At 70.1% G+C, this 23,800-nt stretch carries 23 protein-coding genes; 10 read left to right on the top strand and 13 right to left on the bottom strand.

Going from position 1 to position 23,800, the window contains the following annotated elements; all coding sequences use genetic code 11:
* The first annotated feature begins 18 nt into the window (after nt 1-18).
* Nucleotides 19-1,902, top strand: coding sequence for a 1-deoxy-D-xylulose-5-phosphate synthase (gene dxs / locus GAK38_RS10715; protein ID WP_325343940.1), 1,884 nt, complete (start codon nt 19-21; stop codon nt 1,900-1,902).
* 88 nt (nt 1,903-1,990) lie between these two features.
* Here the strand turns inward: dxs and GAK38_RS10710 are convergent, their stop codons facing one another.
* The 5 genes from GAK38_RS10710 to ppsR form a co-directional block, all read right to left on the bottom strand.
* Nucleotides 1,991-2,278: an RNA recognition motif domain-containing protein gene (locus GAK38_RS10710; RefSeq protein ID WP_325343938.1), complete on the bottom strand. Its 288-nt coding sequence runs from the start codon at nt 2,276-2,278 to the stop codon at nt 1,991-1,993.
* Nucleotides 2,279-2,357: 79 nt separating this feature from the next.
* Nucleotides 2,358-2,621, bottom strand: a complete 264-nt coding sequence (infA, locus tag GAK38_RS10705) for a translation initiation factor IF-1 (protein WP_325343936.1) — start codon at nt 2,619-2,621, stop codon at nt 2,358-2,360.
* Nucleotides 2,622-2,630: 9 nt separating this feature from the next.
* Entirely contained in the window at nt 2,631-2,843 is a 213-nt protein-coding gene (locus GAK38_RS10700; protein WP_325343934.1) for a hypothetical protein, read from the bottom strand.
* 307 nt (nt 2,844-3,150) lie between these two features.
* Entirely contained in the window at nt 3,151-3,483 is a 333-nt protein-coding gene (locus tag GAK38_RS10695; protein WP_325343932.1) for a YnfA family protein, read from the bottom strand.
* Nucleotides 3,484-3,641: 158 nt separating this feature from the next.
* Nucleotides 3,642-4,463 (bottom strand): posphoenolpyruvate synthetase regulatory kinase/phosphorylase PpsR, encoded by an 822-nt coding sequence (ppsR, locus tag GAK38_RS10690; protein ID WP_325343930.1) that lies wholly within the window; start codon nt 4,461-4,463, stop codon nt 3,642-3,644.
* Between the two features lie 125 nt (nt 4,464-4,588).
* On the opposite strand from ppsR, the gene GAK38_RS10685 reads away from it, so the two are divergent.
* The 6 genes from GAK38_RS10685 (at nt 4,589) to GAK38_RS10660 (ending at nt 11,013) form a co-directional block, all read left to right on the top strand.
* Nucleotides 4,589-4,852, top strand: a complete 264-nt coding sequence (locus tag GAK38_RS10685; protein WP_325343928.1) for a type II toxin-antitoxin system Phd/YefM family antitoxin — start codon at nt 4,589-4,591, stop codon at nt 4,850-4,852.
* Nucleotides 4,843-5,241: a type II toxin-antitoxin system VapC family toxin gene (locus GAK38_RS10680; RefSeq protein WP_325343926.1), complete on the top strand. Its 399-nt coding sequence runs from the start codon at nt 4,843-4,845 to the stop codon at nt 5,239-5,241. Before GAK38_RS10685 ends, GAK38_RS10680 begins: the two co-directional genes overlap by 10 nt.
* Before the next feature lie 238 nt (nt 5,242-5,479).
* A complete protein-coding gene (gene ppsA, locus GAK38_RS10675) occupies nt 5,480-7,870 on the top strand; it encodes a phosphoenolpyruvate synthase (protein ID WP_325343924.1) in 2,391 nt (796 codons plus the stop codon).
* Nucleotides 7,871-7,992: 122 nt separating this feature from the next.
* Nucleotides 7,993-8,277 carry a DUF4212 domain-containing protein gene (locus GAK38_RS10670; protein WP_325343922.1) on the top strand — a complete coding sequence of 95 codons (285 nt, stop codon included), beginning with the start codon at nt 7,993-7,995 and terminating at the stop codon, nt 8,275-8,277.
* Nucleotides 8,270-10,354, top strand: coding sequence for a VC_2705 family sodium/solute symporter (locus tag GAK38_RS10665; protein ID WP_325343921.1), 2,085 nt, complete (start codon nt 8,270-8,272; stop codon nt 10,352-10,354). Before GAK38_RS10670 ends, GAK38_RS10665 begins: the two co-directional genes overlap by 8 nt.
* A gap of 176 nt (nt 10,355-10,530) precedes the next feature.
* Nucleotides 10,531-11,013: a hypothetical protein gene (locus GAK38_RS10660; protein WP_325343919.1), complete on the top strand. Its 483-nt coding sequence runs from the start codon at nt 10,531-10,533 to the stop codon at nt 11,011-11,013.
* Nucleotides 11,014-11,022: 9 nt separating this feature from the next.
* Here the strand turns inward: GAK38_RS10660 and GAK38_RS10655 are convergent, their stop codons facing one another.
* Nucleotides 11,023-11,382 (bottom strand): FKBP-type peptidyl-prolyl cis-trans isomerase, encoded by a 360-nt coding sequence (locus GAK38_RS10655; RefSeq protein WP_325343917.1) that lies wholly within the window; start codon nt 11,380-11,382, stop codon nt 11,023-11,025.
* A complete protein-coding gene (locus GAK38_RS10650) occupies nt 11,373-11,726 on the bottom strand; it encodes a winged helix-turn-helix transcriptional regulator (RefSeq protein ID WP_325343915.1) in 354 nt (117 codons plus the stop codon). The genes GAK38_RS10655 and GAK38_RS10650 overlap by 10 nt, the downstream gene beginning before the upstream one ends.
* Before the next feature lie 154 nt (nt 11,727-11,880).
* Here GAK38_RS10650 and GAK38_RS10645 point away from each other — a divergent pair, with 154 nt between their 5' ends.
* Both GAK38_RS10645 and GAK38_RS10640 read left to right on the top strand, forming a co-directional pair.
* A complete protein-coding gene (locus GAK38_RS10645) occupies nt 11,881-12,348 on the top strand; it encodes a bifunctional diaminohydroxyphosphoribosylaminopyrimidine deaminase/5-amino-6-(5-phosphoribosylamino)uracil reductase RibD (RefSeq protein ID WP_325343913.1) in 468 nt (155 codons plus the stop codon).
* A gap of 72 nt (nt 12,349-12,420) precedes the next feature.
* On the top strand, nt 12,421-12,609 hold the full coding sequence (locus GAK38_RS10640) for a hypothetical protein (protein ID WP_325343912.1): 189 nt from the start codon (nt 12,421-12,423) through the stop codon (nt 12,607-12,609).
* A 12-nt stretch (nt 12,610-12,621) separates the two neighbouring features.
* On the opposite strand, the gene GAK38_RS10635 is transcribed toward GAK38_RS10640, so the two are convergent.
* A complete protein-coding gene (locus tag GAK38_RS10635; protein ID WP_325343910.1) occupies nt 12,622-14,052 on the bottom strand; it encodes a phospholipase D-like domain-containing protein in 1,431 nt (476 codons plus the stop codon).
* A gap of 136 nt (nt 14,053-14,188) precedes the next feature.
* Between GAK38_RS10635 and GAK38_RS10630 the strand changes: the two genes are divergently transcribed.
* Nucleotides 14,189-15,391: an ammonium transporter gene (locus GAK38_RS10630; protein ID WP_325343908.1), complete on the top strand. Its 1,203-nt coding sequence runs from the start codon at nt 14,189-14,191 to the stop codon at nt 15,389-15,391.
* A 10-nt stretch (nt 15,392-15,401) separates the two neighbouring features.
* Here GAK38_RS10630 and GAK38_RS10625 read toward each other — a convergent pair whose 3' ends face one another.
* The 5 genes from GAK38_RS10625 to GAK38_RS10605 all read right to left on the bottom strand — a co-directional run bounded on the left by GAK38_RS10625 (nt 15,402) and on the right by GAK38_RS10605 (nt 23,713).
* Complete coding sequence (locus tag GAK38_RS10625; RefSeq protein WP_325343906.1) at nt 15,402-15,560, bottom strand: hypothetical protein; 159 nt, start codon at nt 15,558-15,560, stop codon at nt 15,402-15,404.
* Nucleotides 15,561-15,728: 168 nt separating this feature from the next.
* Nucleotides 15,729-18,125 (bottom strand): RNA polymerase sigma factor RpoD, encoded by a 2,397-nt coding sequence (gene rpoD, locus GAK38_RS10620; protein WP_325343904.1) that lies wholly within the window; start codon nt 18,123-18,125, stop codon nt 15,729-15,731.
* Nucleotides 18,126-18,411: 286 nt separating this feature from the next.
* Nucleotides 18,412-20,385, bottom strand: coding sequence for a DNA primase (gene dnaG, locus GAK38_RS10615; RefSeq protein ID WP_325343902.1), 1,974 nt, complete (start codon nt 20,383-20,385; stop codon nt 18,412-18,414).
* Between the two features lie 245 nt (nt 20,386-20,630).
* Nucleotides 20,631-22,202, bottom strand: coding sequence for an alkaline phosphatase D family protein (locus GAK38_RS10610; RefSeq protein ID WP_443089194.1), 1,572 nt, complete (start codon nt 22,200-22,202; stop codon nt 20,631-20,633).
* Nucleotides 22,199-23,713: a GGDEF domain-containing protein gene (locus tag GAK38_RS10605; RefSeq protein ID WP_325343900.1), complete on the bottom strand. Its 1,515-nt coding sequence runs from the start codon at nt 23,711-23,713 to the stop codon at nt 22,199-22,201. Before GAK38_RS10605 ends, GAK38_RS10610 begins: the two co-directional genes overlap by 4 nt.
* Nucleotides 23,714-23,800: the final 87 nt, after the last annotated feature.

The raw sequence follows: 23,800 nt of genomic DNA, 5'->3' as shown, positions 1-23,800 counted from the left end.
AAGAGGCGAAAAAGCCGCATGACCACGAACTACCCCCTGCTCGAAACGATCGCCGACCCGGCCGACCTGCGCCGCCTGCCGCGCGAACAACTGCCGGCCCTGGCGTCGGAGCTGCGCGCCTTCGTGCTCGACAGCGTCTCGCGCACCGGCGGCCACCTGAGTTCCAATCTCGGCACGGTCGAGCTGACCGTCGCGCTGCACTACGTTTTCGACACGCCGCGCGACCGCCTGGTGTGGGACGTGGGCCACCAGACCTATCCGCACAAGATCCTGACCGGCCGGCGCGAGCGCATGCCCACGCTGCGCCAGCTCGGCGGCCTCTCGGGCTTTCCGCAGCGGGCCGAGAGCGAATACGACACTTTCGGCACCGCGCATTCGTCCACCAGCATCTCCGCCGCGCTCGGCATGGCCGTGGCCGCGCGGCAGAAAGGCGAGGATCGCCATGCGGTGGCCGTGATCGGCGACGGCGCGATGACCGCCGGCATGGCCTTCGAGGCGCTCAACAACGCCGGCGTGCAGCACGACTGCAAGCTGCTGGTCATCCTCAACGACAACGACATGAGCATCAGCCCGCCGGTGGGCGCGCTCAACCGCTACCTGGCCCAGCTCATAAGCGGCCGCTTCTACGCGGCCGCCAAGAACGTGGGAAAAAGCGTGCTCAAGGTCGCGCCGCCGCTCTTCGAGCTGGCCAAGCGCTTCGAGCAGCATGCCAAGGGCATGGTCGTGCCGGCCACGCTGTTCGAGCAGTTCGGCTTCAACTACGTCGGACCGATCGACGGCCACGACCTCGAATCGCTGATCCCCACGCTGGAGAACCTGCGCGCGCTCCAGGGCCCGCAGTTCCTGCACGTGGTCACGAAGAAGGGCCAGGGCTACAAGCTGGCCGAGGCCGACCCGGTGGCCTACCACGGCCCTGGAAAGTTCGACCCGCGCGTGGGGCTGGTCAAGCCCGCAGCGCCGGCGCGCCAGACCTTCACCCAGGTCTTCGGCCAGTGGCTCTGCGACACGGCCGAGAAGGACGAGCGCCTGGTCGGCATCACGCCGGCCATGCGCGAGGGCTCGGGGCTCGTCGAGTTCGAGCAGCGCTTCCCGGCGCGCTACCACGACGTGGGCATCGCCGAGCAGCATGCGGTCACCTTTGCCGCCGGCCTCGCCTGCGAAGGCCTCAAGCCCGTGGTCGCGATCTACTCGACCTTCCTCCAGCGGGCGTATGACCAGCTGATCCACGACGTCGCCCTGCAGAACTTGCCGGTCGTCTTCGCGCTCGACCGCGCGGGCCTGGTGGGCGCCGACGGAGCGACCCATGCGGGCGCCTACGACATTCCGTTCGTGCGCTGCATCCCCAACATGAGCCTGGCCTGCCCGGCCGACGAGCGTGAGTGCCGGCAGCTGCTGTCCACCGCGTTCGCGCAGGACCATCCGGTTGCAGTGCGCTATCCGCGCGGCGCCGGAGTGGGCGTGGAGCCGCTGCCGGGCCTGGACGCGCTGCCGTTCGGCAAGGCAGAGATCCGCCGCCAGGGACGGCGCATCGCGATCCTGGCCTTCGGCACGCTGCTTTATCCGGCCATCGCCGCCGGCAAGGCGCTCGACGCCACCGTGGTCAACATGCGCTGGGCCAAGCCGGTCGACACCGGGCTGCTGCTCCAGGTCGCCGCCACGCACGACGCCCTCGTGACGGTGGAAGAGGGCGCCATCCTCGGCGGCGCCGGCAGCGCCGTGGCCGAGGCGCTGGCCGCCGCCGGCGTGGAGCGTCCGCTGCTGCAGCTGGGCCTGCCCGACGTGTTCATCGAGCACGGCGACCCGGCCAGGCTGCTGGCGCTGCAGGGGCTGGACGCCAAGGGGATCGAAGCGTCGATCACCGCGCGTTTCGGTGCGGCGCGGCCCGCGGTCAAGGCCGCCTGAGGCCCTGACGCACGACCGGCCTCGTTGCGAGGCCGGCGTTCGTTCATCCATTCACTCCATCTTCCGGCGAGCCGGAGATGGCAGCGGATCAATAGCGGTGGGAACGGAAGCCGCCTTCGCGCGGCTCGGGCGGGCGGGCGATGTTGACCGTCAGTGCGCGGCCGTCGAGCTGCGTGCCGTGCAGGCCGCGGATGGCCGCCTGGGCCGCGTCGGCCGAATCCATCTCGACGAAGCCGAAGCCCTTGGAGCGGCCGCTGTCGCGGTCGGTCATGACCTTGGCCGATGTCACCTGGCCGAATTCGCCGAAGCGTTCCTGCAGGGTGTTGCTTTCGACAGCGTAGGAGAGGTTGCCTACGTAGAGTTTGCTGTTGCTCATGGAATATGTCCGGTGAATGCCCGCGCCGCAATGGGCGGGTGGGGGCGGGGGAGGGAAAGAGGTGCCGGTCGCCGTTCGTTCAGCGCCGGCGGGGCGGGATGGCCGGGCGGCCGGATGCACGATTCTCGATATGGCGGAACGTGAGGCGGCCCTTGGTCAGGTCGTAGGGCGACATCTCCAGCGACACGCGGTCGCCGGCCAGCACGCGGATGCGGTGCTTGCGCATCTTGCCGCCGGAGTAGGCGATCAACTGGTGTCCGTTCTCGAGCGTCACGCGAAAGCGTGCGTCGGGCAGGACTTCGTCGATCTTGCCCTGCATTTCGATGAGTTCTTCCTTTGCCATGGAGCCTTTTCAGTTCAGCTGGTTGTCGAGGACCATCCGGCGGCCTTCCAAGGCGGCGTAGCGGCGGGCGCTCGCGTCGCTGTCGAAGCGCGGGATAAAGCGGAACACGCGGTCGTGCATGCCGTTGCGAATGGAGACGGAGGCGATGTAGTCGCCGGCTGCCGTGAGCCGCGTGAGCGGCGTGACGGCGAATCGCCCGATGGCGATGGCGGTGTTGTGCATGGATTCCAGGAAACGGACCGCCCGCAGGCGGCGCATGGGCGCGGCAGGCGGCGGGAACAGAGGAGGGCGGCACCGCCAGGGGAGGCGCCGCTCGGCGGATGTGCAAGCCGGGAAAGAGGGTGGCGGCTGCACTGCTTGCCGCAGAAGAGCGTTTGACTGTCGCTACACGGCCTGGCAGCGGTGCGGACGAAAGGGCTGCGCGGCGGCCAAGGGGCGGCGGGGCGGGCGGGTCAGACGTGGGCGGCCGCGACGGCAAGCATATCGCGGACGGCGGATTGTAGCCGCTAACGCGGATCGGCGCCCGCGGTCACGCCGGCCGCGGCGCGAACAGGATGATGCCCATGCCGGCGAGCGCCACACCCGCGCCCAGCACATCCCAGCCCGTCGGGCGGATGCCGTCCACAGCCCAGAGCCAGGCCAGCGCCACGCCGATGTAAACCCCCCCGTAGGCCGCATACACGCGCCCCGCGGCCTGCGGGTGCAGCGTCAGCAGCCAGGCGAACAGCGCCAGGCTCGCCGCGGCCGGCACGACCAGCCAGGCCGTCCGGCCCTGCCGCAGCCACAGCCAAGGGAGGTAGCAGCCGAGGATCTCGCAGAAGGCGGTGGCAGCGAACAGGGAAAAAGTCTTGACATAGTCCATGGGGAGTATGGGCTTGGAGCAGGCGGAAAATGGTCGCTTTGGGGGTGGTTGATCCGAGAGTATCCATACGCGCAGCCTCGTTCGGCGTCGCCCCCTTTCCGGCCAGCGCAGCGCAAGCCAGAGAAGGGGGAAGCAGCGAAGCTGCTCGGGGGATGCTCTCAATACCCGAGCCGGTCGGGCCGGATCTCCTGGAGGATGTTGGTCGCGATCTCCTCGATCGACTTGGTCGTCGTCGACAGCCAGCGGATGCCCGCGCGGCGCATCATGGCCTCGGCCTCGGCCACCTCGTGGCGGCAGTTCTCGATGCTGGCGTATTTCGAACCGGGCCGGCGCTCGTTGCGAATCTCGGCGAGGCGCTGCGGGTCGATCGTCAGCCCGAAGATTTTCTTGCGGAACGGCACCAGCGCCGGCGGCAGCTGGCGGCGGTCGAAATCCTCGGGGATCAGCGGATAGTTGGCCGCCTTCAGGCCGTGCTGCATGGCGAGGTAGAGCGAAGTCGGCGTCTTGCCGCTGCGCGAGACGCCCACGAGGATCACGTCGGCGCCGGCCAGGTCGCGGTTGCTCTGGCCGTCGTCGTGCGCCAGGCTGAAGTTGATCGCCTCGATGCGGTCGTTGTATTCCTTGCTCTTGGAGACATCGCTGAAGCGGCCCACGCGGTGCAGCGACTTGGCGCCGAGTTCGACCTCCAGCGGCTGCACGAAGGTGCCGAACATGTCCATCAGCATGCCCTTGCAGCCCTGCTCGACCACCTGGAACACCTCGGCATTGGCCAGCGTGCTGAACACGATCGGCTTTTTGCCCTCGGTCTCGGCCGTGTGGTTGATCTGCCGCACCGTCTGGTGCGCCTTGTCCACCGTGTCGATGAAGGGCAGGCGCACCCGGCGCGCGGTGATGTCGAACTGGGCGAGGATGGCGTTGGCGAAGGTCTCGGCGGTGATGCCGGTGCCGTCGGAGAGCAGGAAGACGGTGCGGGTGTGCATGGAGCGGGCGCGGTGTATTGCACGGGTGGGGCGAAAGGCGGACCTTACCACCGGCCTGCAGTCCCGGGCGTTCGCAGCCATATGGCTAGAATTGCCAAGAAGCTAGCCATTTTCAAGGAGCTGCGATGCAGATCAATGTGCTGGACGCCCGCAACCGGCTGTCGCAAGTCATCAAGGCGGCACAGGCGGGCGAGGACGTCGTGATCGCCAACCGGGGCAGGGCGCTGGTGCGCCTGGTCCCTGTGGCGTCTCAGCCGGCTGCGGCGGAGCCGGGCAGGGTGGAAGGCGTGCTCGGATGGCTGGCGGGGCATCCGCTGCCTGAGGCCGGACGGCGGCGCGCGGCAGAGATCGATGCCGCCGTCCAGGCCGGGCGCGACGCATGGGACTGATCTACCTCGACACCTGTCTGGTCATCTATCTGGCCGAGGAGCATCCCGTCTGGGCACCCGCGGCGGCCGCCGCCCTGGAGGCCGCGGCCCGGGCCGGCGACGTGCGGCTGGGCATTTCACCGCTGGTCAAGAGCGAATGCCTGATCGATCCGAGCCGGCGGGCCGACGTTGCATTGCAGAGCCGCTACGCGGCCTGGTTCGAGCGGTTCCTGACGTTGGACATGCCCGAGCCCGTTTTCCTTGCAGCCGCCCAGCTGCGCGCGCGCTTCGGGCTCAAGATGCCGGATGCGCTGCACCTGGCCTGCGCACAGCACCATGGCGCCGTCTTGTGGACGAACGACGAACGCCTGGCCCGCGCAGCGGGGGCATGGGTGCGCAACGTACTGTAGGCCGCGCGCCGCGCAGGCATCGCACGGCCGGCTGTCCGACAGGGCCGCGCCGGCCGCTCCCTCTACAATCGCGGCCAGCCTTCCGGCGGAAATCCAATTTCCCTCGCCCTCTTTCCTCCATGCGCCTCGTCCGCCCCCAAGCACAAGACCAAAGCGCCGCGCTGCGCATGGAGCACGCTCGCCCGCCCGCCTTCGCCGGCCGGGGAGCCGATGCGGTTTCAACTTCTGGAGCTTTCCCATGTCTGCACTGTTCGACGCGACCGCCCTGGTCGTTCCGTTCGAAAACCTGAGAATGAGCGACGTCGAGGCGGTCGGCGGCAAGAACGCCAGCCTCGGCGAAATGATCTCCCAGCTGCCCGAGGGCGTGCGCGTGCCCACCGGCTTCGCGACCACGGCCCATGCCTTCCGCCAGTTCCTGGCGCACGACGGCCTGACCGAGCGCATCAGCCAGCGCCTGGCCACGCTCGACACCGAAGACGTGCGCGCCCTGGCCGCCGCCGGCGCCGAGATCCGCGGCTGGATCGAGGCCCAGCCGTTCCCGGACGACCTACAGAAGGCCATCACCGAATCCTTCGCCAAGCTGTCCGCGGGCAACCCGCAGGCGAGCTTCGCCGTGCGCTCCTCGGCCACGGCGGAAGACCTGCCCGACGCATCCTTCGCCGGCCAGCAGGAAACCTTCCTCAACGTGGTCGGCATCGACGATGTGCTGCACAAGATGAAGGAAGTGTTTGCCTCGCTCTACAACGACCGCGCGATCAGCTACCGCGTGCACAAGGGCTTCGCCCACGACGTGGTGGCGCTGTCGGCCGGCGTACAGCGCATGGTGCGCTCCGACCTCGGCGCCGCCGGCGTGATGTTCACCATCGACACCGAATCCGGCTTCGACCAGGTCGTCTTCATCACGTCGAGCTACGGCCTCGGCGAGACGGTGGTGCAGGGCGCCGTCAACCCCGACGAGTTCTACGTGCACAAGCCCACGCTCGCGGCCGGCAAGCGCGCGGTGATCCGCCGCAACCTCGGCAGCAAGCTGATCCAGATGGTGTTCGCCTCGCCCGAGGAGAAGGCCGCTACGGCCAAGCTCGTGAAGACCACCGATGTGCCGGCCGAGCAGCGCAACCGCTATTCGCTGACCGACGCCGAGGTTGAGCAGCTCGCCCGGTACGCGCTGGTCATCGAGAAGCACTACGGCCGCCCGATGGACATCGAATGGGGCAAGGACGGCACCGACGGCCAGCTCTACATTCTCCAGGCGCGCCCCGAGACGGTGAAGAGCCAGCAGCAGGGCAAGGCCGAGCAGCGCTTCAAGCTCAAGGGAACCAGCGCGGTGCTGGCCGAGGGCCGCGCGATCGGCCAGAAGATCGGCACCGGCCCGGTGCGCCTGGTGCACGACATCCGCGAGATGGACAAGGTCCAGCCCGGCGATGTGCTCGTGACCGACATGACCGACCCGAACTGGGAGCCGGTGATGAAGCGCGCCAGCGCCATCGTCACCAACCGCGGCGGCCGCACCTGCCATGCGGCCATCATCGCGCGAGAACTGGGCATCCCGGCCGTGGTCGGCACCGGCGACGCGACCGACCTGCTCAAGGACGGCACGCTCGTGACCGTGAGCTGTGCCGAGGGCGACACCGGCCGCATCTACGACGGCCTGCTGGAAACCGAGGTGACCGAGGTGCTGCGCGGCGAGATGCCCGAGATCTCCACCAAGATCATGATGAACGTGGGCAACCCGCAGCTCGCCCTCGACTTCGCCCAGCTGCCCAACGAGGGCGTGGGCCTGGCGCGGCTGGAGTTCATCATCAACAACAACATCGGCGTGCATCCGAAGGCCATCCTCGACTATCCGAACGTCGACGTGGACCTGAAGAAGGCGGTCGAGTCGGTGGCGCGCGGCCATGCGTCGCCCAAGGCGTTCTACGTCGACAAGATCGCCGAGGGCGTGGCGACCATCGCCGCCTCGTTCTGGCCCAAGCCGGTGATCGTGCGCCTGTCGGACTTCAAGTCCAACGAATATCGCAAGCTCATCGGCGGCAGCCGCTACGAGCCGGAGGAAGAGAACCCGATGCTGGGCTTCCGCGGTGCTGCGCGCTACATCAGCGAGGACTTCGGCGAGGCTTTCGCGCTGGAATGCGAAGCGCTGCGCCGCGTGCGCAATGACCAGGGCCTGACCAACGTGCAGGTCATGGTGCCCTTCGTGCGCACGCTGGGCCAGGCCGACCGCGTCACCCGTCTGCTGGCCGAGCACGGCCTCAAGCGCGGCGACAACGACCTCAAGGTCATCATGATGTGCGAGGTGCCGAGCAACGCGGTGCTGGCCGACGAGTTCCTCCAGTACTTCGACGGCTTCTCGATCGGCTCCAACGACCTGACCCAGCTCACGCTGGGCCTGGACCGCGACTCGGGGCTGGAACTGCTCGCCGCCGACTTCGACGAGCGCGACCCGGCCGTGCAGGCGCTGCTCAAGCGCGCGATCGAGGCGGCCAAGAAGCAGGGCAAGTACGTCGGCATCTGCGGGCAGGGCCCGAGCGACCATCCGGACTTCGCCCAGTGGCTGGCCCGGCAGGGCATCTCGTCGATCTCTCTGAACCCCGACAGCGTGATCGATACGTGGAAGAAGCTTGCTGAATAAGCCTGCGCGCTGACCCACGAAGGCCGTGCCCTGCGAAGGGCGCGGCCTTCGTTCGTCGGGCGCTGCGCGCGTGGAAACTACCGAGCACGCGTTCAGCGCCGCGGTGCGATGATCGGCCCACCATGTCCGGCCCGGTCCCCTTCATCCCCGACACCCACGACAGCCGCCATCTCCAGCTCAAGGCGGTGCTACTGGCGGTGTGGGTCGTCTTCTCGTTCGGCGTCTGCTTCTTCGCGCGCGACCTCGAGTTCATGGTCGCCGGCTGGCCGGTCAACTACTGGCTGGCGGCGCAGGGCTGCGTGCTGGTCTTCATCGGCATCGTCGTGCTCTATGCCTGGGCGATGAACCGCTTCGCGCGGCAGGATGACGCTGCTGCCGCTTCGGCCGAATCGAGCCGCAATGGCTGAGGAGCAGGGCGCCGCGCGCGCCTACCAGCGGCGGCTGCACCGCATCGCCGCGCTCTACACGGCGGGCGTGGTCGCTTTCCTGCTGGCGATGGCCTGGGCCGAGCAGCAGGGCCTCGCGCGGCACTGGATCGGGCCGATCTTCCTGTTCGTCACGGTGATGATCTATGCCGGCATCGGCATCTGGGGCCGCACCACCGACCCGGAGGAGTACTACGTCGCCGGCCGGCGCATCCCGCCGATGTACAACGGCATGGCCGCTGCGGCCGACTGGATGAGCGCGGCCTCGTTCATCAGCATGGCCGGAGCGCTCTACCTCCAGGGCTTCTCGGGCACGCCGGGGCAGCCCGGGGGGCTGGCCTACCTGCTCGGCTGGACGGGCGGCTTCTGCCTCGTCGCGCTGCTGATCGCGCCGCACCTGCGGGCGATGGAGCTCTACACCGTGCCGGACTTCTTCCACGTGCGCTTCGGCGAGCGCTGGCCGCGGGTGATCGCGGCGCTGTCGGCGGTGGCCTGCTCGTTCACCTACGTGGTCGCGCAGATCTACGGCGTGGGGCTGATCGCCTCGCGGCTGACCGGCGTGCAGTTCGAGATCGGCATCATGCTCGGGCTGGGCGGCGTGCTGCTGTGCTCCTTCCTCGGCGGCATGAAGGCCATCACCTGGACCCAGGTGGCGCAGTACATCATGCTGCTGTTGGCCTTCCTGATCCCGGTGTCGTGGCTGGCCTACAAGCAGCTCGGCAACCCGGTGGCCATCGTGGTCTACGGCGAGCAGCTCGGCAAGATCGCCGAGCTGGAGGAGAGGCTGATCGCCGACCCGGCCGAGCAGGCCGTGATCGCCGAATACGCCCGCCGCGCCCGCGCCTTCGAGGAGCGGCTCAAGGACGTCGATGCCGCGCTGGCGCGCGACCGCCAGCTCGCGCAGGAGAAGCTGCGCCAGCTGCGCCTCGCCAATGCCGACGTCACCCTCATCGTCGCGGCCAACCGCGAGCTGACCAACCTGCCGCGCGACGCCGGTGCGGCCCGCGCCCTCTGGAGCCGCGCCATGGCCGAGAACCGCGCCCGCGCCCAGCCGCTGGGCGGCCTGCCGCGGCAGAGCAAGGCCTATGCGGGCGACCCGCACGGCTCGCCCGAGGAGCAGCGCGCCTTCCACGACGCGCGCGCCAACTTTCTCGCGCTGATGTTCTGCCTCATGGTCGGCACCGCCGGCCTGCCGCACCTGCTCACGCGCTACTACACCTCGCCCTCGGTGGGCGAGGCGCGCTCGTCGGTGGCCTGGTCGCTGTTCTTCATCGCGCTGCTCTACCTGAGCGCGCCGGCGCTCGCGGTGCTGGTGAAGTACGAGGTGATGAACCACCTCGTGGGCAGCCGCTTCGACGCGCTGCCCACCTGGATGGCGCAGTGGGCCAAGGTCGATGCCTCGCTGCTGTCGGTGGCCGACGTCAACGGCGACGGCATCCTCCAGTTCGGCGAGCTGCGGCTGGGCGCCGACATCATCATGCTGGCCACGCCGGAGCTGGGCGGGCTGCCTTACGTCGTCTCGGGGCTCGTGGCCGCCGGCGGCCTGGCCGCGGCGCTGTCGACGGCCGACGGGCTGCTGCTGACCATCAGCAACGCCATCGTGCGCGACATCTACTTCCAGGAGTCGGGCCGCCGGGCCAGCCCCGAGCAGCGGGTGATCCTGTCGAAGTTCGCGCTGCTGGCCGTCGCCATGCTCGCGGCCTTCGTCGCGGCGCTCAAGCCGTCGGACATCCTGCCGCTGGTGTCGGCCTCGTTCTCGCTGGCGGCCTCGGCGCTGGTGCCGGCCATGGTGGCCGGCATCTTCTGGCGCCGCGCCACGCGCCAGGGCGCCGTCGCCGGCATGCTCGCGGGCCTGGGCGTGGCCGTCTGGTACATGCTGGCCCATGCGCCGGGCGTGCGGGCCGCCTTCGGGCTGGCCGGGCGCGGGGAGCTGTGGTTGGGCATCGAGCCGATCTCGGCCGGCGTGTTCGGCGTGCCGGCGGGCTTCGCCGCGATCTGGCTGGCCAGCCTGCTGACGCAGCCGGGGCGGCCCAGCTTTCAGCCGCACGACGGCATCTGAGGGTCTGTCAGGGGGTATATTGTCCCAGCACTCAGTTCATGGGGATGATGGGAGGGAACAGGCAGGGGTATGAAGGGCTTGGTACAGCAGGGTTCGCGCGCAAACCCTGATGCAGGCCGGCCGGCCTTCGTGCCAAGCTTGCGCCCCGCGGCATGCAAGCCGCGTCCGGGAGCACGATGCCATTGATCAAGACGCCTGCCGGGCAGCAGGCCTTCAAGGAGCGCCAGGGGCCGATCGCGGTGCGGCTTCGGCCGGCCTTCATCCTGTTCGACGGCAAGCGTTCCACGGCCGACGTGGTCGCGGCCACCGGCAGCAGCGCGGAGGATGTCGCTTCGCTCTGCGGACGGGGCCTGCTGGCCGAGGCCGCCGCCGCACCCGACGCAGGCCGCCACGACGTCGACGACGCGCCGGCCGGCGGGCCGGACGGGGACGCCGGCGCGCCGCCCGCCCCGGGCGTCCGCTCGCAGCAGCAGCGCTACCTGGATGCGTACTACGTCGCGATCAAATTCGCCGGCCAGCTGGGCCTGCTGGGCTTCCGCCTGAGCCTGGCGGTCGAGTCCGCGCGGAGCTATGCCGAGCTCGCGGCCCTGGCGCCACGCATCCGCGAGGCCGTGGGCGAGGAGAAATTCGCGGCGTTCGACCGCGCGCTCAACGGATAGCGGCGCGGGTCAGCCTTCGACGCCCAGCAGCTCGACATCGAACTTCAGCGTGGCGTTCGGCGGAATCACGCCGCCCGCGCCGCGCGCGCCGTAGCCCAGCGCTGCCGGAATGATCAGCGTGCGCCTGCCGCCCACGCGCAGGCCCTGCACGCCCTCGTCCCAGCCCTTGATGACCTGGCCGGCGCCCAGGCCGAACTGGAAGGGGTCGTTGCGGTCCTTGCTCGAATCGAACTTGGCGCCCTGCACGCCGTCGTTGTAGAGCCAGCCGGTGTAGTGCACGGTGACATGCTGGCCGGCGCGGGCCTCGGCGCCCTCGCCGACGGTGGTGTCCTCGTACTGCAGGCCCGAAGCGGTGGTGGTCAGTGCCATGAAGGGGGGTCCTTGTGGTGGTGGAAAGAATCCTGCGGTGCGGCGGCCGGACGCGACGCCGCCCAGCGCGCCGCGAACGCCTGCACGTCGGCCAGCCGCCGCAGCAGGTCGGCGCCCGTCGGCGTGAGCGCATAGCCGTCGCTGCCGTGCCGGACGAGGCCAGCCTCGCGCAGTTCCTTGATGCGGGTGTTGAGCGTGTTGGGCGTCACGCCGCCCACGCTGTCCTGCAGCAGGCGGAAGGTCTGCGCATGGCCGTCGCGCAGCGCCCAGAGCGCGCGCAGGGCATAGCGGCTTTCCAGCAGCGAGAAAAGCTGGTGGGCGGCTGCATTGTCCTTGGTGCTCACGGGATGGCCTCCTGGCCGGCGTCTCGGCAAAAAACTGCCGGGCACTATAGCGCGGAACGTCCGGCGCCACGGGCTCGATGGCCGCGCCGAGAGACTATCATCGCCGTCCCGGCCGGTGTTCGACCGCCGCTTTCCTCCCTCTGCGCCCATTGCGATGCCCCGCCCCTGCGACGAAGACTTCATGCGCCAGGCCCTGGCCGAAGGCCGCCGGGCCCTGCCGGCCTGCCTGCCCAATCCACCCGTGGGCTGTGTACTGGTGCGCGATGGCGCGGTGATCGCCACCGGCCACACCCAGCCGCCGGGCAGCCCGCATGCCGAGGCGCTGGCGCTGTCCCGCGCCGAGGGCGACCTGGCCGGCGTGACCGCCTATGTCACGCTGGAGCCGTGCGCCTTCCACGGTCGCACGCCCTCGTGCGCGCGCACGCTGCTGGCGCGCGGCGTGCGGCGCGTGGTCGTCGCGCTGCTCGACCCGGACGCCCGCAACGACGGCGCCGGCATCCGCATCCTGGAGGAGGGCGGCGCGGAGGTGACCGTCGGCCTGCTGGCCGACGAGGCGCGGCGCGACCTGGCACCGTATCTGGCGCTGCCCGAGAACAACCCGGCGCATGCGCACGGCCGCTGATACCCCCGACCCAGCCGTCCTCCAGCGCGCGAAAGACAAAAGCACCCGGCATATACCCCTGCAGAAGGCTTCATGACCTCTCATGCTCTTCACTGGCTGCGTGCCGCCCGCCTGGCCGCGGCCCTCGCCGGCGCCGCCCTGCTGTGCACCGGCTGCGCGGTCGTCGCCGTGGCCGATGCGGCCGTGACGGTCGGCGCCGTCGCGGTCAAGACCACGGCCAAGGCGGCCGGAGCGGTGGTCGGGGCGGTGATCCCGGACTGACACGGATGGCGTTCACAGCTGGAACGCCACCGTCAGCAGCAGCCCCTCGGCCAAGTCGCGGGCCATGCCCGGATCGTCGGGCACGTAGTCGTGGCCGGGCGCGGCCGTGCGCTCGATCCAGCCGGCGAGCCAGGCGATCTCGTGCTCGCCGTAGAACATGACCGAGGCCTCGTGGTTGAGCAGCAGGCTGCGCGCGTCGAGGTTGATCGATCCGCACAGGGCGAGCGTGTCGTCCACCACCACGGCTTTCGCGTGGACCATCACCGGCAGCAGGCGAAAGCGCACGCCGGCGCGCGCGAGGTCGCGCATCGCGCGGGCGCGCACGAAGTCGGCCAGCCGGTGGTTGGAGCGCAGCGGCATCAGGATGGTGATCTCCACGCCGCGCCGCGCGGCCAGCCGCAGCGCGTCGCGCAGGCCGTTGTCGGGGATGAAGTAGGGCGTGACGGCCAGGATGCGCCGGCGCGCGCGGAAGGCCGCGTCGATCAGCAGCGCGTTGGCCGTGTCCTCGACCTGGTCCGGCCCGCTCGGCAGGAACTGCGCCAGCGCGCCGTGCGGCGCCTCGGCCGGCAGCGCGACCGGCCGCGGGCTCACGCGGCGCGCGCTGGCCCAGTCCTGCTCGAACTGGTGGGCCGCCGCCGCGGCCACGCCGCCATGCAGGTCGAACGACAGGTCGATCCACGCCGCCTGCTGCGGGCGGCCGAGGAAGTATTCGGCCGCGAGGTTGCGCCCGCCGCTCCAGAGCCAGCAGTCGTCGGCGATCACGAACTTGCGGTGGTTGCGCAGGTTGCGCGGGCCATCGCCGCGCAGCCGGAACAGCGGGCGGAAGACGGTGATGTGGCCGCCCGCGCCATGCAGTACGTCGAAGTGGCTGCGTGGCACCTGCAGGGCGCCGAAGCCGTCGAGCATCACCCGCACCTGCACGCCCTGGCGCGCGCGGGCGGCCAGGCGCTGCACCAGTTCGCGGCCCAGTTCGTCGCAGCCGATGATGAAGGAGCACACCAGCAGCCGCTCGCGCGCGCGGTCGATCGTCTCCCAGAGGGCGGAGCGGGCCTCGCTGCCGTTCTCGTGCAGCCGCACGCTGCAGGCGAAGGCCGGCGGCAGGCCGAAGCTCTCGACCAGTTCCATCGCCCAGTGGCTGGGCGGTAGTACCGTGGCCTGGGCCGCCGAATGCAGCCGGCCGGCCGGCCGCAGCTTGCGCTGGCCGAACACCAGGTACATCGGCAGCATGAGGTAGGGCACCAGCGCCAGGCCCATGACCCAGGCGATGGCCGCGGACGGCGCGCGCTGCTCGCGCCGCGCCCGCGTGGTGAGCACGTAGACCAGCACGGCGCCCACGCTGAACAGCAGGTGCTGGGAAACCGAGGGCAGCCAGGACAGGTAGGCGTGGTACACGCCCCGAGTATCCACGGTCGGGTTGCCGCAGCGTGAGAAGACGTTCGGCACCGGTGGCAGGCATCGCTGCGGCAATCCGGTGCACGCATGCACCGCACCGGCTTGCTTTTTGCTTGCACCTGGTGCGCAGCGTACGCGCCGTGTGCGCCGCACCAAGACCGGGCACAACCACCTCCTTCTTCCTTCCATGGACGCACTCAAACAGGGCGCAGATGCGCTGTTCATCCTTCTCGGCGGCATTCTGGTGCTGGCAATGCATGCGGGCTTCGCCTTTCTCGAACTCGGCACGGTGCGCAAGAAGAACCAGGTCAATGCGCTGGTCAAGATCCTGGCCGACCTGTCGGTGTCGACCGTGGTCTATTTCCTGGTCGGCTACGGCGTGGCCTACAGCGCGCACTTTCTGGCCGGCGCGAACGAGCTGGCGCGGTTCCACGGCTACGGGCTGGTGAAGTGCTTCTTCCTGCTGACCTTCGCCGCGGCGATTCCTGCGATCATCTCGGGCGGCATCGCCGAGCGGGCCCGCTTCGGGCCGCAGCTGATCGCCACGGCGGTGATCGTCGGGCTCATCTATCCGGCGTTCGAAGGCGTGGCCTGGAACCAGCGGCTGGGCGTGCAGGCGGCGCTGCTGCGCTGGACCGGGGCGGAGTTCCACGACTTCGCCGGCTCCGTCGTGGTGCACGCGATGGGCGGCTGGCTGGCGTTGCCGGCCGTGCTGCTGCTGGGCGCGCGGCGCAACCGCTACCGCAAGGACGGCGCGGTGTCGGCCCATCCGCCGTCGAACATCCCGTTTCTCGCGCTCGGCGCCTGGATCCTGATCGTCGGCTGGTTCGGCTTCAACGTGATGAGCGCGCAGACGCTCGACAAGCTCTCGGGCCTGGTCGCCGTCAATTCGCTGATGGTCATGGCCGGCGGCACGCTGGCCGCGCTGGCGCTGGGCCGCAACGACCCGGGCTTCGTGCACAACGGCCCGCTCGCCGGGCTGGTGGCCGTCTGCGCGGGCTCGGACCTGATGCATCCGCTGGCCGCGCTGATCGTGGGTGCGATCGCCGCGGTCGTCTTCGTGCAGATGTTCACGCTGACGCAGAATCGCTGGAAGATCGACGACGTGCTCGGCGTGTGGCCGCTGCACGGCCTGTGCGGCGCCTGGGGCGGCATCGCGGCCGGCATCTTCGGCCAGCAGGCGCTTGGCGGCATCGGCGGCGTGAGCTTCTGGTCGCAGCTGGCCGGCACGCTGCTCGGCGTGGCCTGGGCGCTGGCTGGCGGCTTCGCGGTCTACGGCACGCTGCGGGCGGTGCTCGGCCTGCGGCTGTCGCAGGAGGAGGAGTTCGACGGCGCCGACCTGTCGATCCACCGTATCGGCGCGACGCCGGAGCGCGAGGTCAACTGGTAGCGCCGCGCGGTCACGGCAGGGCTGCCGGCGGCGGCGTCGGAATGGGCTGGCCCGGCACTTCCTGCGGCTCCAGCGGCTCGGGTGGCTTGCCGGGCTGGATCGGCTGCTGGCCCGGCGTCGTCGGATCGGTCGGGTAGCTCGGCTGCGGGGTGGTCTGCGGGTCGGGCATGGAATCTCCTGGGGTGATCGAGCGTCGATTCCAGCGTGCCGCGCGGCGCCGCTGCGTGGGCAGGCGTGGCCGCCTCAGGTAGGAGGCGGTCCCGCCCGGCCCGACAAAGAAAAAGCCCGCCGGGCGCACCGGGCGGGCTTCTTTGGGGGGCAGGGCGGCAGGCCGCGCTTACAGCGAGTCGATGAAGCTGCGCAGCTTGTCGCTGCGGCTCGGGTGCTTCAACTTGCGCAGCGCCTTGGCCTCGATCTGGCGGATGCGCTCGCGGGTCACGTCGAACTGCTTGCCCACTTCTTCGAGCGTGTGGTCGGTCGACATCTCGATGCCGAAGCGCATGCGCAGCACCTTGGCTTCGCGCGGCGTGAGGCCGTCGAGGATGTCCTTGACCACGTCGCGCAGGCCGGCCTGCACCGCCGCATCGACCGGCGCGGTGTTGGTGCTGTCCTCGATGAAGTCGCCCAGGTGGCTGTCGTCGTCGTCGCCGATCGGCGTTTCCATCGAGATCGGCTCCTTGGCGATCTTCATGATCTTGCGGATCTTGTCCTCGGGGATCTCCATCTTCGCGGCCAGGATCGACGCATCGGGCTCGAAGCCGAACTCCTGCAGGTGCTGGCGGCTGATGCGGTTCATTTTGTTGATCGTCTCGATCATGTGCACCGGGATGCGGATGGTGCGCGCCTGGTCGGCGATCGAGCGGGTGATGGCCTGGCGGATCCACCAGGTGGCATAGGTCGAGAACTTGTAGCCGCGGCGGTATTCGAACTTGTCGACCGCCTTCATGAGGCCGATGTTGCCTTCCTGGATCAGGTCGAGGAACTGCAGGCCGCGGTTGGTGTACTTCTTGGCGATGGAGATCACGAGGCGCAGGTTGGCCTCGATCATTTCCTTCTTGGCGTCGCGCGAGGCGGCCTCGCCGTCGTTCATGCGCTTGTTGATCGCCTTGAGTTCGAGCAGCGGCACGACCACGCTGGCCTGCAGGTCGATCAGGCGCTGCTGGAGCTCCTGCACCGGCGGGATGTTGCGCTGGAGGATGTTGCTCCAAGGCTTGCCCGCGGCAGCCTGCTTCTCGACCCAGCGCAGGTTCAGCAGGTTGGGCGGGAAGTCCTTGACGAAGGTCTCCTGCGGCATGCCGCACTTCTCGACGATGATGCGGCGCAGCTCGCGTTCGGTCTTGCGCACGTCGTCCACCTGGCTGCGCACCAGGTCACAGAGCTTCTCGATGGTCTTCGCGGTGAAGCGGATCGTCATCAACTCGGCCGACAGGGCGTCCTGGGCCTTGACGTAGGCCGGCGTGCCGTAGCCTTCCTTGTCGTAGATCTTGTGGATCTTCTCGAACAGCTCGCGCAGCCGGTCAAAGCGCGAGAGGGCCTCGCGCTTGAGTTCCTCCAGCTTCTTGGTCAGCGCCTTGGAGCCGCCGTTGCCGTCGTCGTCGTCTTCCTCGTCGAACTCGTCGAAGTCCTCCTCGGCCACGTAGTCGTCGGCCTCGTTGGGGTTGGAAAAGCCGTCGACGATGGTGGAGATGACGACCTTGCCCTCGCGGATTTCCTCGCCGAGCTTGAGGATCTCGGCGATGGTCGCGGGCGAGGCCGAGATGGCGGCCATCATGTCCTGCAGGCCGCCTTCGATGCGCTTGGCGATCTCGATTTCGCCTTCGCGCGTGAGCAGCTCGACCGTGCCCATCTCGCGCATGTACATGCGCACCGGGTCGGTCGTGCGGCCGAATTCGCTGTCCACCGTGGAGAGCGCGGCCTCGGCCTCTTCCTCGGCTTCCTCGACCGTGGCGGCGGTGGGCGTGACGTTGTTCTGGAACAGCGTCTCGGCGTCGGGCGTCTGCTCGTAGACGGCCACGCCCATGTCGTTGAGCATGCTGACCACGACTTCCATGGTCTCGGCATCGACCAGCTTGTCGGGCAGGTGGTCGGAGATCTCGCCCTGCGTGAGGTAGCCGCGGGTCTTGCCGAGCGTGATCAGCTTCTTGAGGCTGGAGCGGCGCTTGGCCAGGTCTTCCTCGGAGAGCACGGTCTCGTCGAGGCCGAACTCCTTCATCAGCGCGCGCTCCTTGGCCTTGCTGATCTTCATGCGCAGCGGCTTGGCCTTCTCGGCCGGAGCGGCCGGGTCGGCGGCGGCCACCACCTCGGGTTCCGGAGTTTCTTCCTCGAACTCGGCCTCGATGTCGGACAGGTCGGTGTCGTCGTCGTCTTCCACCTTGCCCTTGGCCTTGGCGCCGGCCTTGCCCTTGGCGGCGGTGGTCTTCGCTGCGGCGGCCTTGGCCGGGCGGCCCGGCTTCTTCCTGGCCGGGGCTTCGGTGTCGTCAGCAGCGGCGGCTGTCTTGGCGGTCTTCCTGGCGGCTGCTTCTTCCGCGCTGACTTCAGGCTTGGTGGGGGACTTCGATGCGGGCACTGGTTTTTTCACCTTCGTTGCGGCCGTGGCCTGCACGGCCGTGGCGGCGGCGCTGGATGCGCGCGCTGTCTTGGCTGCGGGCTGGACGGCGGTTTTCGACACGGGCTTCGCGGCGGTGCTGCTGAGGGCGGCGGACTTGGCGGACTTGGCGGACTTTTGAGCGGGCATGGAAGAACCTCGAAACATCAAAAAGGCAGGCACGAAGAAACTGACAAGTGCCACGGCGCACCGGCGCGATGGCTTGCCGCTGCGGCCGGCTGCGAGCCCGGCCACGGCGGCGCCGGGGAGCGCGTCCCCGGGGGCAAGATGTCTGGGCGAACATTTGGTGTGCAGTCCTTGCGGTGAGGTGGGCCGATCGTGGCGATCATCGGCTCCCATGTCGAGGGAGGGCCCGGTCCGGAGGTGCTGCTGTCGCTCTTGCCGACAACCCTACATTATAGCGGCGTGCGGCTTTTCAAGAGCCGCCCGGCGTGGTATGCGTCTGCCGGCGTTCCAGCTCGGTGCGGCGCCGGAACAGCTCGCGGTAGCGCTGCAATGCCGCCGGGTCGTGGGAGGTGGCGGCGAGCGCGTCGTTTTCCAGCTGCTTGAGCCGGTCGACCTCCATGCGGGCCAGCAGGTCGGTCAGTTCGGCGCGCAGATCGGCCAGTTCGCCCTCGGTCTGCGCGTGTGAGCCGGTCATCAGCCGCACGGCCAGGTTCTCGCAGCCGGCGCCGCGCAGGCTCTCGCGCAGCACGGCCCAGGGCTGCACGCCATGCTCGTGGAACTGGCCCCCGATCCAGGCGAAGAGCTGGCGGTGCGGCTCGGGCTGGGCATTGAGCAGGTCGTGGTGCTCGTGGCTGAGCTCCTCGACGAATTCCATGTGCGACAGCAGCAGCCGGGCCGTGTGGTCGACCCGGCTGGCCGGCGCGGTGCGCGGGCTGCGGTCGAAGGCCGGCTCGGGCGGGCCGTTGCGGCGCTGCCAGGGCTTGCGCGCGGCATACGGCGCGGCGGGTTCGCTGGCGAACGGCATCGGCTCGGCAGGCGCCCAGCGGTCCTCCGGCGGCAGGTCGGCATGGTCGGGCGATGGCTCCGCCGCCCCGTCGCTGCGGCGCGCGGCCGGCGCGCCGGCCGGCTCCTGCCAGAGCGCGGCCAGGTCGGCCGCGCCGAGCTGGGCCAGCTGGGCCAGCTCGCCGAGCAGCTGGCGGCGCAGGGCGCCGTCGGGCAGGGCGCTCCAGAGCGGGCGGGCGTTGCTGCACATGCGGGCGCGGCCCTCGGCGGTGCCGAGGTCGCAGCCCTCGCGCGCAGCTTCGACGAGGAAGCGGCTCAGCGGCAGCGCCTGCGCGACCTGGAGCGAGAAGGCGTCGCTGCCGTGCGCGCGCACGAAGCTGTCGGGGTCGTGCTCGGGCGGCAGGAAGAGGAAGCGCACGGTGCGCGTGTCGCTCGCATGCGGCAGGGCGGCGTCGAGCGCCTTGCGCGCGGCCCGCCGGCCGGCGGCGTCGCCGTCGAAGCTGAATACCACCGAATCGGTGAAGCGGAAGAGCTTGTGCACATGCTCGGGCGTGCAGGCGGTGCCCAGGGTGGCCACCGCGTTCGGGAAGCCGAGCTGCGCGAGCGCGACCACGTCCATGTAGCCCTCGGTGACGAGGGCGTAGCCCATCTCGCGCAGTGCGGGCCGGGCCTCGTAGAGGCCGTAGAGTTCGCGGCCCTTGTGGAAGACCGGCGTCTCGGGCGAGTTGAGGTACTTGGGCTTTTCGTCGCCGAGCACGCGGCCGCCGAAGCCGATGCATTCGCCCTTGACGTTGCGGATCGGGAACATGATCCGGTCGCGGAAGCGGTCGTAGCGCCTGCCTTCGTTGACGCTGCCGCTGTCGTCCTTCTCGGCCTGCACGATGACGAGGCCGGCTTCTTCGAGCAGCGGGTCGTCGTAGCGCGCGAAGGTGCTGGCCAGCGTGCGCCAGCCCTCGGGCGCGTAGCCCAGGCCGAAGCGCCTGGCGATCTCGCCCGACAGGCCGCGGTGCTTGAGGTAGTCGATGGCGCGGGCCGAGCCCCGGAGGTGCCTGCGGTAGGCGGCGCCGGCTTTTTCCAGCACGTCCGACAGCGTGACCTGGCGCGCGCGCTGCTGGCGGGCGCGCTCGCGGTCCTGCGGCGATCCGCCTTCGTCGGGCACGGTGAGGCCGGACTGGGCGGCCAGATCGTGCACCGCTTCGACGAAGGTGGCGCCGGTGTGCTCGGTCAGGAACTTGATCGCGTCGCCGCTCGCCCCGCAGCCGAAGCAGTGGTAGAACTGCTTGGACGGGCTGACCGAGAAGGAGGGCGACTTCTCGGCGTGGAAGGGGCACAGCCCCATGTAGTTGGCGCCGCTCTTCTTGAGCTGCACGTGCCTGCCCACAACCTCGACCACGTCGGTGCGGCCGAGGAGTTCCTGGATGAAAGATGCGGGAATGGACACGGGAGCGACTTTACCCGGTATGGGAGAGGGAGGGGGTATATGTCTCTAGCGCCTGTTGTATAGGCGTATGGGGGCGTCAGGGTAGGGAGTATGTGCAGCGTGCCGAAGGGACTTGTCCCCGCCGGCCTTGGACAAACATGTGGATAACCCGTGGCCCGGGCGTGCAAGCCGCTTGCAAGTGCTTGATTCGCAAGGGCTTGCGACGCATTGCCCGCCGAAGAGGCAGCGGGGCTCGGAACGCGTTCTCAGGCTGCCTGTGGGCCGGGCCGGCCGTCTTCCACCACGAAGCGCGCCAGCGTCGCGATCGACGCATCCGGCCGCGCCGCGTCGTCTACCACGCGCAGGGCGGTGGTCCAGCGGCTAGGCGTGACGTCGCACAGGCCATAGCCGCGGTGATCGCAGTCGGCCAGCAGCACATGGGGGTTGTGCCGCGCCACGGCATCGACTTTCTGCTGCGTGGTGCCGGAGTGCGAGGTGATCGAGGTGCCGCAGAACTCGCTGGCGACGACCGGGCTCGCCGGGTCGGCGGGCGCGGCGTGCACGCGGCAGACGTAGTTCTGGTGGATGTCGCCGCCCAGCAGCACGGTGTTGCGCGGCCGATGGTGCTGCAGCGATTGCAGCAGGCGCTCGCGCGCGGCCGGGTAGCCGTCCCAGTTGTCGGTCGAGACGACGCCCGACGGATAGCGGCGCGGCGAGAACAGCGTCTGCTGCGCGATGACGCTCCAGTGCGGACCGTCGCCGGCCGCATCCCGGGCGAGGGCGGCGTCGAGCCAGGCCTCCTGCGCGGCGCCGAGCAGGCTGCGCGCCGGATCGGCCAGCGCCGCGCAGGCACCGGGCTGCACCGCGGCTGCCGTCGAGGCCCCGGGTTCGCGGCAGGCCTGCACCGCGCGGAACTGCCGGTCGTCGAGCAGATGCACCTGCGCCAGCCGGCCCCAGCCGATGCTGCGGTAGAGCTGCACGCCGCCGGCCGCGCCGAGCCCGCCCAGGCCGCGCGCCAGCGTGGACGCACGCAGCGGCATGCGCTCGTAGAAAGCCTGCCAGGCCGCGGTGCGCTGCCGCACGAAGGCGTCGGTCGCGCCCTGGCGGCCGGTGCCGCCGGCATAGTCGTTCTCGACCTCGTGGTCGTCCCAGGTCACGATCCAGGGGCAGGCGCGGTGGGCGGCCTGCAGGTCCGGGTCGCTCTTGTGCAGCGCATAGCGGTCGCGGTAGTCGGCCAGCGTGCGGGCATGGCGCAGCGGGTGCGTGCGCGGCAGGCCGCCGGGCTGGGGCGGCGCGGCGTACCCGTAAATGTAGTCGCCGAGGAAGGCGACCAGGTCCGGCGCGTCGTCCACCAGATGCCGCCAGGCGGCGTAGTAGCCGTGCTCCCAGCGCTGGCAGGAGGCATAGGCCAGCCGCAGGCGCGCGGGCAGAGCGCCAGGTGCCGGCGCGGTGCGGGTGCGGCCGACGGCGCTCACGGCGCCGCCGTGCATGAAGCGGTAGAAGTACCAGCGGTCCGGCTCCAGGCCTGCGGCTTCCACATGCACGCTGTGGGCCAGCGCCGCGTCGGCCACGGCCTGGCCGCGCTGCGCGATGCGGCGAAAGGCCGCATCGTGGGCGATTTCCCACTGTACCGTCGCGGCCGCCGCGGCGGCGGGCAGCAGCAGCCGGGTCCATAGCACCATGCCGTCGGGCGCCGGATCGCCGCTGGCCACGCCGAGCGCGAAGGGGTCGTCGGCGGCGGCGGACTGCAGCGCCGCCCAGGCCCAGCGCGGCAGGGTGCAGGCCAGCGCCAGCGAGGATGCGCGCAGCAGCAGGGCGCGGCGGTCGAGGAGGGTCACGCCATCACCCTGTTTTTTCCGGCGCGCTTGGCCAGGTACATGCCCTGGTCGGCGCGTTTCAGGGCATCGGCGCCGGATTCGTCGGGGCCGAGCTCGGCCACGCCGGCGCTGAAGGTGATCATCCGCTTGTCGCTGCCCTGCAGGAAGTAGTGGCGGGTCAGCTCGCGCTGCAGCCGCTGCATGAAGTCCACGCCGGCGGCCAGCGGCGTCTCGGGCAGCAGCAGCACGAATTCCTCGCCGCCGTAGCGCGCGAGCATGTCGCTCTTGCGCAGGCAGGCGCGGGCGACGTCGGCCAGGTGGATCAGCGCCGCGTCGCCCACGTCGTGGCCCAGCTCGTCGTTGATGCGCTTGAAGTCGTCCAGGTCCAGCAGCGCAACGCAGAGCGGGTCGCCGTTGCGGCGGCTGCGTTCGACCTCGCGCTCGAAGGCCTCGTCCAGGCCCTTGCGGTTGAGGGCGCCGGTGAGCGGATCGTGGCGGGCCTGGGCGCTGGCGCGGTCGAGCTCCTGCTGCAGGCGGTGGACCTCGCCGTGGGTGCGCTCGGCGCGTTCGCGCAGGGCGGCCAGTTCCTCGTGCGCGGCGCGGCTGCCCTGGGACATGGCGCGGGTGGCGGCGATCACTTCCTGCAGCACCGGCGCGATCTCCTCGATGGTGGACGCGCGCCCGATCTGCTCGACGCAGCGCTCCACCTGGTCGCGGTAGGCGCCGCTGCTCTCGGCCATGTGCGAAAGCCGTTCGATGAAGGTGGAGAGCATCTCCTTCATCTGCGCCTGGGCCTGCACCGAGCGGGCTTTGGCCTGCGACTGCTTGAAGATCACGTCCTTGAGCCGGCGCTGGGCCTCGTCGAGCTGGCGCAGGCTGACCGGCGGCGTCGTGGCAGCGAGCAGCGCGCCGGCCTGGCCGTGCAGCCAGGCATCGTCGATGCTGAGTTCGGCGATGTTCTCGAACAGCAGCCGCAGCAGCGCCAGCAGCATGGCGCGGACACCCTCCTGCTCCTCGGCCGCGAAGCCGAGCTGGAAGCCGAAGTCGGCCACCAGCGCCTGTGTCCGGGCCGCGGAGGGCAGATCGGAGCGCAGCAGCTCCGCCAACTGGGTGGCGACGGCATGCAGCCGGCTGTCATTGCCGCCGAGCGCAGGCAGGATGTGGTCCACCCAGCGCGCCAGCTGCTCGGCCAGGCTGCGCGGGCTCACGTCGACGGGCTCGGCTGCGGCGTCGACCGCCGCGCGGTCGAGTCCGAGCTGGGCATAGGCCACCAGCGCGCTTTGCAGCTGCACCCAGTCGCGCGCGGCCACTGCGGCCAGGTACAGGTCGAGCACGCGCTTCTGCGCGGCGTTCTGCGCCGGCAGCACGCGGCCGATGGCGCGCAGCGGGCCGTCGGGGAAGGCGGCGGGCAGGCGCTGGCCCGACACCTCCTCGTACACCGCCTGGTACAGGTCCGGCGTGGGCGCCAGCCGCCGGGCTGCCAGCTGCCGCAGCGTCTCGCGCGCGATCTCGGAAGGTTGGCGGTGGGGCATGGCGGTGTCGCAGGAAGAAGCCGTGGTTTCCGGCAGAAATGTAACTGCGCCGGTGGCCGGGAGGAAGCGGCGAAGACGCTATGGCGC

It is taken from the genome of Xylophilus sp., from assembly GCA_009914555.1.
GTDB lineage: Bacteria > Pseudomonadota > Gammaproteobacteria > Burkholderiales > Burkholderiaceae_C > WNDY01.
The sequence above is the reverse complement of the archived record's forward strand: the minus strand, read 5'-3'. Positions and strand labels throughout refer to the sequence as shown.

Bases quoted from the DNA above. Each gene is read 5' to 3' on its own strand.
- rpoD (WP_325343904.1), bottom strand. From the start codon at position 18,125: ATGCCCGCTCAAAAGTCCGCCAAGTCCGCCAAGTCCGCCGCCCTCAGC.
- GAK38_RS10670 (WP_325343922.1), top strand. From the start codon at position 7,993: ATGTCCGGCCCGGTCCCCTTCATCCCCGACACCCACGACAGCCGCCAT.
- GAK38_RS10640 (WP_325343912.1), top strand. From the start codon at position 12,421: ATGACCTCTCATGCTCTTCACTGGCTGCGTGCCGCCCGCCTGGCCGCG.
- ppsA (WP_325343924.1), top strand. From the start codon at position 5,480: ATGTCTGCACTGTTCGACGCGACCGCCCTGGTCGTTCCGTTCGAAAAC.
- GAK38_RS10665 (WP_325343921.1), top strand. From the start codon at position 8,270: ATGGCTGAGGAGCAGGGCGCCGCGCGCGCCTACCAGCGGCGGCTGCAC.
- GAK38_RS10655 (WP_325343917.1), bottom strand. From the start codon at position 11,382: ATGGCACTGACCACCACCGCTTCGGGCCTGCAGTACGAGGACACCACC.
- GAK38_RS10710 (WP_325343938.1), bottom strand. From the start codon at position 2,278: ATGAGCAACAGCAAACTCTACGTAGGCAACCTCTCCTACGCTGTCGAA.
- GAK38_RS10605 (WP_325343900.1), bottom strand. From the start codon at position 23,713: ATGCCCCACCGCCAACCTTCCGAGATCGCGCGCGAGACGCTGCGGCAG.
- GAK38_RS10700 (WP_325343934.1), bottom strand. From the start codon at position 2,843: ATGCACAACACCGCCATCGCCATCGGGCGATTCGCCGTCACGCCGCTC.
- GAK38_RS10625 (WP_325343906.1), bottom strand. From the start codon at position 15,560: ATGCCCGACCCGCAGACCACCCCGCAGCCGAGCTACCCGACCGATCCG.
- GAK38_RS10630 (WP_325343908.1), top strand. From the start codon at position 14,189: ATGGACGCACTCAAACAGGGCGCAGATGCGCTGTTCATCCTTCTCGGC.
- GAK38_RS10680 (WP_325343926.1), top strand. From the start codon at position 4,843: ATGGGACTGATCTACCTCGACACCTGTCTGGTCATCTATCTGGCCGAG.
- GAK38_RS10685 (WP_325343928.1), top strand. From the start codon at position 4,589: ATGCAGATCAATGTGCTGGACGCCCGCAACCGGCTGTCGCAAGTCATC.
- GAK38_RS10695 (WP_325343932.1), bottom strand. From the start codon at position 3,483: ATGGACTATGTCAAGACTTTTTCCCTGTTCGCTGCCACCGCCTTCTGC.
- infA (WP_325343936.1), bottom strand. From the start codon at position 2,621: ATGGCAAAGGAAGAACTCATCGAAATGCAGGGCAAGATCGACGAAGTC.
- ppsR (WP_325343930.1), bottom strand. From the start codon at position 4,463: ATGCACACCCGCACCGTCTTCCTGCTCTCCGACGGCACCGGCATCACC.
- GAK38_RS10660 (WP_325343919.1), top strand. From the start codon at position 10,531: ATGCCATTGATCAAGACGCCTGCCGGGCAGCAGGCCTTCAAGGAGCGC.
- GAK38_RS10645 (WP_325343913.1), top strand. From the start codon at position 11,881: ATGCCCCGCCCCTGCGACGAAGACTTCATGCGCCAGGCCCTGGCCGAA.
- dxs (WP_325343940.1), top strand. From the start codon at position 19: ATGACCACGAACTACCCCCTGCTCGAAACGATCGCCGACCCGGCCGAC.